Genomic DNA, 14076 nt, shown 5'->3' with positions numbered 1-14076 from the left:
ATGGAAACAAATACATTCGCTAAAGCAACCGTATTCAATATTGCGGGGCAAATCGATTATTCCACAGGAGGAATAGTAAGCAAACAAATACTTAAAAACCGAGCAGGAAATGTTACATTATTTTCCTTCGATAAAGGACAAGGACTTAGCGAGCATACAGCACCTTTCGATGCGCTTGTACAAGTATTGGATGGTGAAGCTGAAATTCGCATAAATGGCGAACCTCATAGGGTAAAGGCAGGTGAGATTATTATAATGCCGGCCAACATAACTCATGCACTTCAAGCTGTGAAGTCTTTTAAGATGTTATTAACCATGATAAAAGAATAGACGATGAGCGAGCTAATCAATAATTCCGAAAAAAGAAAAGAGTTACTTAAACATCTTATTCTTCAATTACATAACGGCGAAGCTCCCGAACAAGTGAAAAGCCGTCTGATAAATTTACTGCACTCGGTTCCATACAATGAGGTAGTAGAGGTAGAGCAGGAATTGATAGCTGAAGGTCTTCCCGAAGAAGATATATTACGTCTCTGTGATATACACACGGCTGTACTCGACGGAAGTATAGATACCTCAACCGCCAAAGGTGTACCTGATGGACATCCTGTAGATACTTTTATCAAAGAAAACAGAGAACTGGAAAAGCGCATCGACCTGACTTATGGGATGTTCGATGTGTTGAAAAACTTGAAAGATAGTGACATTGCAGATTATACGATGGGATTGCGAAGCCTCTTTAATCAACTATCGGATGTAGATAAACACTATTTGCGCAAAGAGTATCTACTGTTTCCATTTTTGGAGAAGGCAGGAATTACAGGTCCACCGAAAGTGATGTGGGGTAAACATGATGAAACCCGGGAATTATTGAAAGCCGCTCATGAAGCTCTCAAAAGCGAACTGACAAGAGAAGAGCTGGAAACAGTTTGCTCTTTGGTTTTGCAACCTGCTATCGATGCAATAGAAGGCATGATAATGAAAGAAGAACAAATTCTATTGCCAATGTGCTTGGATACACTCACTGACGAAAATTGGTATCAAATACATAAAGAAACAACGATATACGGTTTTTGCCTTTATGATCCAAGCGTAGAATGGAAACCCGAACTTGTAAAGCAAGAAGAAGCGATCTTTATGCCGGGTAATGCAATTAAGCTATCTTCAGGCAACTTCGACATAAAGGAGTTAGAAGCTCTATTTGTTACTCTTCCGGTAGATATCACATTTGTTGATAAAGATGATAAAGTAAAGTTCTTTTCTCATAGTCCTAATCGTGTATTTGAGCGAAATCGTTCTATTATCGGGCGTGATGTACGTATGTGCCATCCTCCCCACAGCGTTCATATCGTAGAACAAATCATTGATGACTTCAAGACCGGCAAAGAAAACAAAGCCGCATTTTGGATATCTAACTTCAAAGGACGCTTTGTGCATATAGATTATACCGCTCTCAGGGGACAGGACGGAGAATATTTAGGCGTGATAGAAATTACTCAGGATATAACCGATTTGCGAAAGCTGGAAGGAGATCAGAGGTTACTTTCTTATTCAAAATAAAGAGTCATGGATATTAATCTACATATAAAGGTTTCTGATTTGCTGGATGCATATCCTCACTTAGAGGATACACTATTGGAACTTTCTCCTGCATTCTCTAAACTGCGGAATCCTATTTTGCGCCGTACTGTAGCAAAGGTTACGACATTACAGCAGGCTGCAAAAGTTGCGGGCATCTCCCCTATTCTACTTCTTGAAACACTGCGCCAAGCCGCCGGGTTGCCTATTGATAACAGTAATGAATCAATAGATATAGATAATGAACAGAAAGATAAGCCGGAATGGTTTGGCGAAATGAATATCACAATTCGGTTTGATGCTCGTCCTATTATAGAGTCTGGAGAAAACCCCATGCAAGAGATTATCCGGTTATCAAAGGAATTGCAAAACAATCAGATTATGGAATTAACTGCACCATTCAAGCCCGTACCAATCATGGATTTGCTAAAATCAAAAGGATTTGAAGTATGGTATAATAACGGTAAAGCTTATTTCATACAACAAAATCAATGAGCCTTGTAAGATTATAAAAATTAAACATTTAACCAAATTGGGAAAGGGGTGCATACTAAATGCATCCCTTTCTCATAAGAGAACCAGAATCTTTATAGTCGTGTAAGGAATCTATTTTAATTATAAAGCACTTCATCAAGAATAAAAACTTTGCCCGGTAATCTTTTGAAGAAAATAATACAGCCAATGTCTTAAATTCGTATTTTTGCATGTAGTTGATTTACCTACTTTCTAAAAAAATGATTCCTTTTCTATACAATGTAGCTCAAGCATACTATAAGGCCGATGGACAAAATATAAGTCGTTATACTTTTGTTTTTCCGAACCGTAGAGCCGGAGTCTTTTTCCAACATTACTTATCGCAGATAGCGGATAAGCCTATTTTTTCGCCCCAAATACTGACAATAGCAGACTTATTCGAACAACTAAGTCCATATAAAAAAGCAGATCGCATTGAGATGCTTTTTATGTTGTTCAATATATACAAACAGGTAGGTAAGACCAACGAAACATTCGATGAATTTCTATATTGGGGAGAAATGCTGCTCAATGATTTTGACGACATCGATAAATATTTAGTTGATGCACACCAACTGTTCAGAAATATAAAAGATTTAAAAGATATTGACGCCGGATTTTCATACTTAACCGAAACACAAATAGAGGTTATACGACGTTTCTGGTCAAACTTTTTGCCCGTAGGAGAAAATGACAAAAAGAAAGACTTCCTCGAAATGTGGGAAGTTCTCTTTCAGCTATACTCTTCTCTAAGAAACCAACTTGCAGAAAAAAATCAAGCCTATGAAGGAATGATTTTCAGAGATGTAATAGATTCTTTTTCAAAGAATCCGGATTATGAACTTCCATACGAAAAAATAATATTTATAGGCCTAAACGGGCATAGCAAATCCGAAGAGAAACTGCTTAGTTACCTCCATAAAAAAGGTATTGCCGATTTTTATTGGGATTATTCATCTCCTTTGGTACGCGATCCTCAGAACAAAGCATCTTTCTTTATGGATAAGAATAAGGTGCAATTTCCGTCTCAGCTCGCGTTACAACCGGAAGAATTAAGCCTTGATCGACCGACTGTGGAAGCTATTGGCATTCCGTCGTCAATAGGACAAGCAAAATATGTGCATACAATCATCAAGTCTTTGTTGGCCGAAAATCAGATAGTATCATCCGATCAAGCTATGAATATAGCATTGGTGCTACCTGATGAAAATCTTCTATTGCCAACGCTGTACTCCATACCCCAAGAGATAGACAAAATAAACATAACAATGGGGTATAGCCTGAACAATAGTTCTGTTTCGGGACTGATGGAACACATTTTTGAATTGCAAAAGAATGTAAGAAGATCCGAAAATAGCGCAGGCTTTTATTACAAACCGGTATTGGCTATACTCAATCACCGATATATAAGAAATATAGCCGGAGAGGAGGCAAAAATACTGGGACAAAATATACTTCAATACAATAAGATTACAGTATCGGTTAAAGAATTGGAGATTCATCCGTTATTTAGTCTCATATTCAAAACAATAGATAATTGGTACGATGCACCTGAATATTTAAAAAACATATTATCCACACTAAGGAGATCCTTATATAATCAGAAAGAAACAGAGAACGAAGAAGAGCAAATAAGTGCCCGTTCGGTGGACATTGAAGGTGAATTCATTGTAGAATACTACAAGACGATCAATAAAATGAACGATGCTTTGCAAAATGTTTCCTTTGAAATTAAAATTGAAACGTATTTCAAACTATTGAAAAAGTTGATCGTAAACATCAACGTGCCTTTTACGGGAGAGCCTTTATCTGGATTGCAAATTATGGGAGTGCTCGAAACTCGTGCTTTAGACTTCGACAATCTTATTATCCTATCGATGAATGAAGGTATCTTCCCTCTCAAACGTGCTACCAGTTCTTTTATACCATACAATCTTCGAAAAGGATTTGATTTGCCGACTTACGAGCATCAGGACAGTATTTTTGCTTATCACTTTTATCGTTTGATAAACCGGGCTAAACGAATTTATCTTTTGTATGATACTCGCACCGAAGGCTTACAATCGGGCGAAGTGAGCCGCTATTTTAAACAGATAAAACATTTATATGCCAATTCATTCGATATAAGGGAAAAGCTCACTGTTTATAAAGTTTCTTCTACCGAGAGTCTTCCCATTTCAGTATCTAAAACTCCTGAGATACAGGAAAAGATGAATGTGTTTTTGCAAGGAGGAGACAAACAACTATCTGCCAGTGCTATCAATATGTATCTCAATTGTCCTCTACAGTTTTATTTCTCTGTAGTAGAAAACATGGCAGAAGAGGATGAGGTAGTGGAAACAATAGAGGCCAGTATGTTTGGAACAATTTTTCACTCAATAATGGAATGGTTGTACGAGCCATTTAAGGGAAAGATGATTACTGCGGACTTGTTACACAAGATCAGAAAGGATGAAAAGCTGCTGACAGAAAATATAGAACGATCTTTTGCTAAAAACTATTTCAAAACTGAGAAAATAAAAAAATTGACAGGGCAGAATTATCTGACCGGAGAAGTGCTTCGTAAATATATCAAACAAGTTTTAGTTACTGATGCGGGACTTACACCTTTTATCTATGTCGACTCAGAAGAAAGAATAAAAATGGAATATACTCTACCATCGGGGAAAGTTGTATCCTTAAAAGGATTTATCGACCGTGTAGATGAAGTTAAAAGCCGTACCCGTATTATCGATTATAAGACAGGAAAAGGAGTATTACGATATAAAGAAATGAAAGATCTTTTTGATAAAGATCTTAAAGATCGCCCTAAAGCAGTGATGCAGGTATTTATGTATTCACATCTTTATATGCAAAAATATCCGAATAAAATAATAGAACCAGGCATATACTATCTCCGAAATCTATTCGATGCTAAATTTGAGCCGGGAGTAATCAACAAATCGGGACGCAACGATGACAATATAACAGACTTTTCAATGTATAGAGAAGAATTCAAAGAGTACTTCGATACGTGCCTCGATGAGATATTCGACCCTGAAACATCATTTACGCAAACACCTACCGGAGAAGCTTGTAAGTGGTGTATATTCACAAACATTTGCAAGAAATAGGAAGTCCGCAAATTATCATTAACACCTTCTGTAATTGAATAACGAGAGACGGAAAATTTATATTCTTCTCTCTCTTTTTATTTTTCACATGCGGATATTGGCTCTTTCACATTAAATGTTTTACCTTTGCAGTCCATTTCTAAGTAGTAAATTGTATGGATTGGTTTATGAAAACCATAATAGAATCACCATCGGTTCTATCAATTATAATTATATCTATAGTTTCTGCTGTTGGACTACAACTAGGAAAACTAAAACTTCTCAATATCTCTCTTGGTATTACTTTTGTCTTCTTTGTAGGTATCGTTATTGGTCACTTCAATTTCGACCTGAACAAAGACATGCTCAACTTTGCTCAAAATTTTGGACTTATCCTTTTTGTATATGCATTGGGATTGCAAGTAGGACCGGGATTCTTTTCATCTTTAAGGGCTGGAGGATTGCGTATGAATATGCTTGCCTTGGGAGTTGTATTTCTAGGACTAATCCTCACCGTTATATTCAGCTATGCGAGTGACATATCCCTTCCTAATATGGTAGGAATATTATGCGGTGCTACTACAAATACACCGGCTCTTGGTGCGGCTCAGCAGGCATTACAACAAATTAGCGGAAATCAAAGGGTAATAGCCGACATGGCCTTGGCTACAGCCATTGCCTACCCATTAGGGGTAGTGGGAGTTATTCTGGCTATAATATTTCTTAGAAAGTGCTTTGTGCCAAACGATGAATTTGCGAAGCTATCAGAAAAGAAAGAAAATGAAATGCACGTAGGTGAATTTCATATAACTAATCCGGCTATAGAAGGAAAATCGATAGTTGATATAATGAAATTAACGGCTAAGCATTTCGTTATTTCACGTATCTGGCACGATGGTATAGTTACTATTCCTACTTCTGCGAGTATTCTCAGACATAATGACCACTTGCTTATTATATCTAAAAAAAGCGACGTAGAACATATCAAAGTTCTATTTGGAGAACAAGAAAACGTTGACTGGAATAAAGAAGATATAGACTGGAACCACATAGACAATAGCCAATTAGTATCACGAAGAATCATTATCACCAATAGCAAAATAAACGGTGAGAAACTCGGAAGCCTGAAACTGCGCAATAATTATGGAATAAACATAACACGTATTAACCGTGCAGGTATAGACCTATTAGCATCATCGGATCTTATGCTACAAATTGGAGATAAACTCACTGTAGTAGGAGAAAAAGCATCGATAGACAATGTTGCTAAAATACTTGGTGATGAGGAAAAGCGACTGAATACACCAAATCTGATAGCAATATTTCTTGGAATCGCACTAGGTCTTATACTAGGAGCGTTACCTATACCTTTTCCAGGAATGGATTTTCCAATCAGGTTAGGGATTGCCGGCGGTCCTATTATTGTAGGAATTTTGATGGGCTCATTTGGCCCTCGATTTCATATTACTACTTATACAACGCAAAGTGCCAATTTACTGATGCGCCAGTTTGGTTTAACAGTATATCTGGCTTGTCTGGGTATCGGAGCAGGAGAACACTTTTTCGAAACAGTATTCCAAACCGAAGGATTGATATGGATTGGTTTTGGCTTTATACTCACAGTTGTACCGGTACTTATTGTTGCATTGATAGGGATGAAAGTATATAAGATCAACTTTGCCCGGAATGTAGGGATGCTATGTGGTAGTATGGCTAATCCGATGGCTTTAAGCTATGTCAATTCTACTATCGACGGTGATGAACCTGCCGTTGCTTATGCTACAGTGTATCCGGTATCAATGTTTGCTCGAATCGTTTTCACACAATTGTTGCTGATGCTATTTTTCTGAAATAACTATAATAACATCAGGTACCTTAACACGTTTGTACTATCATAACTTTTTGTATAATTTTGTCTTTATAAAAACACTTGTACTTGATCAACTTTACTTTTATGAAAAAAACATTATCCATTTCTTTAGTCTTAGCATTCTTAATTTTTAGCTTCACGGACTGTAAAGAAAAGGAAACTACAAAGCTTAGCGAATCAACAAATAAACAGGTAGCTAAGTCTAAATTTGCACGACTATATCCCGACTATAATCCTCAGCTGATAAAAGAGACTATACATGAGCTTATTCTAAAAGATTCCCTATTACTGCCATTTTATACCGAAGATGTATATCATCCTGTTTGGTCACATGATACATTAGACGTAGCGAGAATAAAGGACTTTGTTTCTGTTCTGAAAGAAAGTGATAAACATGGTTTATTGTCAGAATATTTCTCTGCGAGTAGAATAGAAGCTCTTACAGATTCTATAGACGCAGGATTGTATAACCTTGACGATCTGTATAAAAAGATGGTTGATCTGGAACTGACTTCTACTCTGACTGCTGTAAAATACATCAAAGGGATGAAATACGGTTTTGTCAACCCTAAAAAATTGTACAAAAAAGATTATGATATATCAGTATTAACCGCCGACTCTGCTTTCTATCAAGAGATATATAAGGGGTTGAAAGAAGATCCGATCTCTAGTATCATTAATTCTGTGCCTACAGACCCGATCTATCTGAGACTTCAAAAAGAATACCAAAATCTGAAAGATAACAAAGAACAAGGATTTAAAAAGATAACAAGTACAGAAACCTATAAGTTGGGAGATAAAAATAAACATATATCTGAAATTGCCAGAAGATTAGCCCTAACAGGAGAATATATTATGGAAGAAGGCGACTCTATCGGAGATGATTCTTCAGATATGATCTTGGATGAAAATCTGCTCGAGGCAATAAATGTATTCCGAAAAAAGAACTCATACCCGGAAGAAAAAGAAGTAGGCAAGCTGACTATAGATGCGCTAAACAGGCCACTGGATTACTATTTGGATAAGCTACAAGCTAATATGGAGCGTTATCGTTGGAAAATGACAAAAGCAAAGCATAACAAGCATATCGAAGTAAATGTTGCATCGGCATATCTTATGGCCACGGAGCAAGACAGCCTTCCTCTGATCATGAAAGTTTGTGTTGGCACTGCTACTAATAAAACACCTTTATTACAAAGTGATATCAGCTACTTGAATCTGAATCCGATATGGAATATTCCAACAAGTATAGCACAGAAAGAAGTAGCAGTATTACAAAAAAAAGATCCTACATACATTAAGCGTCACAACATGAAACTGTATAGGAACGGCAAAGAAGTAGATATTACGACTATCAACTGGAAAGAAGTTGACCCTTCTAAGTTTTCATATACAATTCGTCAAAGTCCCGGAGAAAGTAATGCTCTTGGCTTAGTAAAATTCATGTTCAACAACGCATTTTCAGTATATCTACACGACACCCCATCTAAAGCGGCATTCGGAAGAAAAAACAGAGCCGTAAGCCATGGATGTGTCAGAGTACAAAAACCTTTCGATCTGGCTTTCTTTTGTATGTCGACAACATCAGACGACATATACAAAGATCGATTATTTTATAGTATAGATAAACAACCTATATCAAAGGCAGGAAAGAAGCTCGCACAAGAAAACAAATTAAAAAAGCTACCGGATATTCTTAATCCTAAAGACAAGATTTCTTTATTCATAGATTATTACACAGTCTATATGTATCCTGACGACGATATGCTATACTATGCTGATGATGTGTATGAATATGATAGTGCAATACTTAATGCACTAAAGCCGCAACATAGTAAAGTAAAGAAAGAGCAAAAGAATTAATACCCTGTATTGCTTCTATTCATAGCCGAATTCGATAAGTGCATCAGCTACAACGAAGTTGCTTCCTCCTATAAATATAAAATCACTTGGTATAGCCCAATCTTTTGCTGCACGAATAGCTTCTTTCACTGTAGGATATGAATAGCCTGTAAGCCCTTTTTTGACAGCTAATTCTTGCAAGGTTCGTTCGTTCATCGATCGAGGTACAGATGCTTTAGTAAAGTAATAAATAGCCTTTTTAGGGAGTAAGGATAATACAGATGAGATATCTTTGTCATTTACCATACCCAGAATAATATGCAATGTATCATAACGCTCGTTTACAAGCTGTTCTGATATATATTTCATTCCGGCTTCATTATGCCCTGTATCACATACAATTTTGGGATTATAGTCTTGTAGTATTTGCCAGCGTCCCATTAGTCCGGTATATTCATTCACATAGGCAAAACTATTATATACAGCCTTGGATGGTATTACATAGCCCTGTTTTTGAAGTTCACGTATAGCACATAGTACTGTCGCCGTATTTTTTATCTGGGCATAGCCCGAAAGTTCACCTTTGAGCTGCTGATAGTATTTTGTATCATACAACCACCCACTGGCAGTACGCAAGCTTGAGTGTATAAGTTTTTCATCTTCTGCAAAAACGATAGGTGCTCCTACCCTCTCTGCAGTATCTTCAAACACCTTACGGACATCACCTTCTGCCTCTCCAATAATAACAGGAATATATTTCTTGATTATACCTGCTTTTTCAGCCGCAATTTTCTCTAGTGTATTGCCCAAAAATTGCATATGATCGAAGCTAATATTGGTAATTATACTCAACACCGGTGTTATAATATTAGTACTATCCAGTCTTCCTCCTAGTCCGACTTCTATTATTGCAACATCAACATTTGTATCGGCAAAATACTGAAAAGCCATCATCATCGTCAGCTCAAAGAAAGAAGGCTGTATAGGCTCATAAGCCTCTCTGTGTTTTGTTACAAAATCCAAAACATATTGCTTCGATATCTTCTCTCCATTTACACGAATACGCTCTCTAAAGTCAACTAGATGGGGAGAAGTATATAATCCAACCTTGTAACCAGACTGTTGCAATGTTGCAGCCAAAAGGTGAGACGTAGATCCTTTTCCGTTTGTTCCTGCAATATGAATCGTCTTATATCGGATATGAGGGTGTGAAAAATATTTATCAAGAGACAGACTGTTGTCCAATCCTTCTTTATAGGCTGTACCTCCTACTTTTTGATAAACAGGTAATTGATTATATAAATATTCTAGTGTTTCTTCGTAATTCATTATAAACTATTCTTCTATCTTTTTCTTTATCAGTTGTAATACAACGGAAAATGACATACTTATCAAACCTCCCAATAACGTAGTAAGCAAAAAAGATAATGTCGTCAATACTTCTTTTTGATACGATTCTAATATCGTTATATTTTCATCCAAATAATTGCCTAAAAGCCTCTTCTACTTTTCGTACTTGCACGATCTCAATATTTACTTTCGAGGCAAATCCTTTCAGGTTATTTTGAGGAACAAGTATCTTAGAAAAGCCCAGCTTCTCTGCTTCCAATATTCTTTGTTCAATACGATTTACGGGACGTATTTCACCCGACAAGCCTACTTCGCCAGTCATACAAACATGCTTCTCGATGGAGATATCCAAGCTTGAAGACAATACAGCACTAATTACTGACAAATCCATAGCAGGATCATTCACTCTAAGCCCTCCTGCGATATTAAGAAATACATCTTTTTGTATCAGCTTAAAACCTGCTCTTTTCTCTAATACCGCAAGTAACATATTCATCCGTCGCAGATCAAAACCTGTAGCCGAACGTTGAGGAGTCCCATAAGCAGCAGTACTTACCAAAGCCTGAGTTTCGATAAGAAACGGACGTATTCCTTCTATAGCTGCGGCAATAGAAACACCGCTCAGCCCTTCGTGATTCTGAGTTAATAGCAATTCGGAGGGATTACTAACTTCACGAAGCCCATTTTGCCTCATTTCGTAAATACCGAGTTCGGCAGTACTCCCAAAACGGTTTTTTATACTTCGCAAGATACGATACATATAATGCTGATCTCCTTCGAATTGCAGTACTGTATCTACAATATGCTCTAGTACTTTTGGTCCGGCAATACTTCCTTCTTTATTTATATGCCCGATAAGAACCACAGGGGTTCCTGTCTCTTTTGCAAACTTAAGGATTGAAGCAGAACATTCGCGGACTTGCGATACGCTACCCGGAGACGATTCTACGGTTTCTGTGAAGATTGTCTGTATAGAGTCTATAATAACAAAGTCCGGTTTCAGATTTTGTATATGAACAAATATCTGTTCGAGATTTGTCTCGCATACGATAAAACAGTTCTCACTATTGGAGTTTATACGATCGGCACGCAATTTCAATTGCCTGGCGCTCTCTTCTCCCGAAACATATAGTGTTTTTATTTTTCTCAGTCCTAAGACTGTTTGTAAAACGAGTGTCGACTTTCCGATGCCCGGTTCACCACCAATCAGCACCAACGAACCGGGAACCAGTCCTCCTCCAAGCACACGGTTCAATTCTCCATCGTGCAAGTCTATACGAGGTTCTTCTCCCGTTTCTACTTCCTTCAATAATAACGGCTTCGCCTTAGATATTTCAAATAAGTTGGAGTTCCCTCTCGATGAGCTGTCTTTACTAACAATCTCTTCGACATAAGTATTCCACTCTCCACATACAGGACACTTCCCTAGCCATTTAGGAGAGTCATTTCCACAGTTATTACAAACATATACTGTTTTGGTTTTAGCCATTTTATTATTGGATCTTTCTTCTTTACTTCATTACTTTTATCGACTTCGTAGACCTTCCCGAAACATCCACAGAGACAATATATACTCCCGGACGCCATCCATAGAACGTTTCTTCAAATATAGAAGAATCAAAACCTGTGGTTTTAGTATACAATATTCGTCCGTTTAAGTCTGCAATACTTACTTTCTTTAATATATCTTTAGCATATATGCGCAAAGCATCATCTTTAAAATATGCAATGAGTTCTGGCTGTTGATCAGGATTTGGTTCGTCAGTTCCAAGCGAACTCAAACCCTTCAATTTAGTAGCTCCTGTATTGTTGGGATCCAAATATTTAGACATATGCTGATCTGCATCATAGTACTGATCCCAATGAAACCAAAATTTACCAAAAGAATCAGCTAACCCCTGATTTGAACAATTACTTTCTCCTCCTGATAATGTACCCACCACATAACCATTTTGATTAAAGAGAGGAGCTCCCGAAGAACCACCCTCTGTAGCGCCTTTATAATAAGTCACACTCCATTGAGTACCATCTGGCTCGTCTTCAGAGTCCGGATCCCATTTACTCGAAGTAAGAGGTTTATTAAATAGAGTTATTTTTTTAACATCTCCCAGAGGGTGATGAATTACCGCTCCACCTGTTACACTCGCGCCATCATTTGTTCTATCCCAACCGTTGTAATAGACATCCCAGTTATCGGGAATTGACTCCGACAACCTAAGTAAGGCGCCGTCAGAACCATCATCAATTGAATTAAGCACCAATGGTTTTGCACCTTTATGATATTTATAGTTGGGTCTGTTTTCTGTTTCACATTCGGGAGTCTCATAATCAAAAAAGAATTCAGTATTAGATATTATTGACGACGATAAGTATTCAAAACAATGATATGCTGTTAACACATAGGGAGTTTTATCTTCACTCGTGTTATTAATTAACGTACCCGAGCAAAGATAAGTACTACCTCCTCTTTTGACACGCAATTGCAACACTCCTTTTTTCTGATTCTTCCAAAAGCCGCCTTCTGCACAATTTATATTTACCATACAAGAATTAGAGGCGGTATTAAAGCCACTGATTGGGTCGCCTTGTTCATCAACATATTTATACCCTACATCGGATATATGCAATCGTGGAGTTCCTAGATTTTGTGGTGCTACATATTCAAGTACAACATTATCTCCTTTCAGATTCTCGAGAGAGTAAGCTCCACCTTGGGGGTTATCTTCATGTTTGTATACAATAGCATTTTTCACATTGCTTTTTTCATATACATATAATTGAGCCCCTTCGGGTAAATAAAAATCATCGAATCCTATATAAAACCCTTTGGCATTGGGAATATCGAAAGACAACTTCCAAACATTTTTTTTTGTAGGCAATACCGACCATGTACCAACTGTGTCGGAAGCTATATCTAATGTATAAATTTTGGCCTCTTTGAGTGGAAGGCCTCTTCTTTTTACATTGTTTTTTACTACTAATAATTTTGTATTTTCTTTTTCAACAATGAGAGTCAATTTCGATTTATCTTTATTGAAACTATATTGCTTTTCTTGGGCAGAGAGTGAAATAATACAGGATAACAAAGTAATACCTGCTAAAAAACGAATCAGACTTAAGTTCATAATAATTTTATTAATTTCCGAACATACTCATTTACATCTTCACGAGTGACCAACACCTCAGTTTCATATATAATTTTCGCTTTGGAATAAAAAGACTCTCTCTTTTCTAGAGTATCTGTTACAAACCGAAGTAGTTCCTCTTCATTTTTATCCTTTATCAAAGGGCGTTTATCTTTACAATCATTCAATCGCGAAGCCAGCACATCAGCCGATGCTTTCAAATAAATGGTTGTACCTACTTGATTCATATACTCTATATTATCAAAAAAGCAGGGTGTGCCTCCACCTGTAGATATCACTACATCTTCGAACTCACCTACTTCTTTCAGAATGCTCTTTTCAATATTACGAAATTCGCCTTCTCCAACATCTGAAAAAATCTGTCCTACTGTTTTTTGATAGCGAGCCTGTATGAAGTGGTCTAAATCAACGAATTCTAGATTAAGCTCTTTTGCTAGCTCTCTACCTGCTGTTGTTTTTCCAGCACCCATATATCCTATCAGGAATATTCTTCTCATCTTAAACAATCAAATATACAAAAATATAAATAAAATAAATAAAGAGGCTTTTTTACAACACCGATTCTTTAGCAAATAAGTATTAATTGCACCTTAATTCCAACTTTTATGACATTCTTTATATAATGGTACAAAAAGTGACAATCCGGAATATATCACAACACAATATACTGCAAACAATTACGTAG

Annotated in this window: 10 protein-coding genes; 6 read left to right on the top strand and 4 right to left on the bottom strand. The window is 36.9% G+C overall.

The window, feature by feature from the left end:
* The 6 genes from E4T88_RS05435 (at position 1) to E4T88_RS05410 (ending at position 8916) form a co-directional block, all read left to right on the top strand.
* Positions 1 to 330: a cupin domain-containing protein gene (locus E4T88_RS05435; RefSeq protein ID WP_135104435.1), complete on the top strand. Its 330-nt coding sequence runs from the start codon at positions 1 to 3 to the stop codon at positions 328 to 330.
* A 3-nt stretch (positions 331 to 333) separates the two neighbouring features.
* The gene (locus E4T88_RS05430; protein ID WP_135104434.1) at positions 334 to 1560 is read left to right on the top strand and encodes a DUF438 domain-containing protein; all 1227 of its coding nucleotides are present in this window, start codon (positions 334 to 336) and stop codon (positions 1558 to 1560) included.
* Between the two features lie 6 nt (positions 1561 to 1566).
* Positions 1567 to 2073, top strand: a complete 507-nt coding sequence (locus E4T88_RS05425; RefSeq protein ID WP_135104433.1) for a DUF1858 domain-containing protein — start codon at positions 1567 to 1569, stop codon at positions 2071 to 2073.
* Between the two features lie 239 nt (positions 2074 to 2312).
* A complete protein-coding gene (locus tag E4T88_RS05420; protein ID WP_135104432.1) occupies positions 2313 to 5204 on the top strand; it encodes a PD-(D/E)XK nuclease family protein in 2892 nt (963 codons plus the stop codon).
* 155 nt (positions 5205 to 5359) lie between these two features.
* The gene (locus E4T88_RS05415) at positions 5360 to 7033 is read left to right on the top strand and encodes a putative transporter (RefSeq protein WP_135104431.1); all 1674 of its coding nucleotides are present in this window, start codon (positions 5360 to 5362) and stop codon (positions 7031 to 7033) included.
* A 104-nt stretch (positions 7034 to 7137) separates the two neighbouring features.
* On the top strand, positions 7138 to 8916 hold the full coding sequence (locus E4T88_RS05410) for a L,D-transpeptidase family protein (protein ID WP_135104430.1): 1779 nt from the start codon (positions 7138 to 7140) through the stop codon (positions 8914 to 8916).
* A gap of 15 nt (positions 8917 to 8931) precedes the next feature.
* Here E4T88_RS05410 and E4T88_RS05405 read toward each other — a convergent pair whose 3' ends face one another.
* From E4T88_RS05405 to E4T88_RS05390, 4 genes are all read right to left on the bottom strand, one after another.
* Positions 8932 to 10224, bottom strand: a complete 1293-nt coding sequence (locus E4T88_RS05405) for a bifunctional folylpolyglutamate synthase/dihydrofolate synthase (RefSeq protein ID WP_135104429.1) — start codon at positions 10222 to 10224, stop codon at positions 8932 to 8934.
* Positions 10225 to 10369: 145 nt separating this feature from the next.
* A complete protein-coding gene (radA, locus tag E4T88_RS05400; protein WP_135104428.1) occupies positions 10370 to 11734 on the bottom strand; it encodes a DNA repair protein RadA in 1365 nt (454 codons plus the stop codon).
* Between the two features lie 22 nt (positions 11735 to 11756).
* The gene (locus E4T88_RS05395; protein ID WP_135104427.1) at positions 11757 to 13370 is read right to left on the bottom strand and encodes a trypsin-like serine protease; all 1614 of its coding nucleotides are present in this window, start codon (positions 13368 to 13370) and stop codon (positions 11757 to 11759) included.
* Positions 13367 to 13888 carry a shikimate kinase gene (locus E4T88_RS05390; protein ID WP_135104426.1) on the bottom strand — a complete coding sequence of 174 codons (522 nt, stop codon included), beginning with the start codon at positions 13886 to 13888 and terminating at the stop codon, positions 13367 to 13369. Before E4T88_RS05390 ends, E4T88_RS05395 begins: the two co-directional genes overlap by 4 nt.
* Between the last annotated feature and the right edge of the window lie 188 nt (positions 13889 to 14076).

The sequence above is a fragment of the Dysgonomonas mossii genome (assembly GCF_004569505.1).
Lineage (GTDB): Bacteria > Bacteroidota > Bacteroidia > Bacteroidales > Dysgonomonadaceae > Dysgonomonas.
This window is presented reverse-complemented; position numbering and strand designations above follow the sequence as displayed.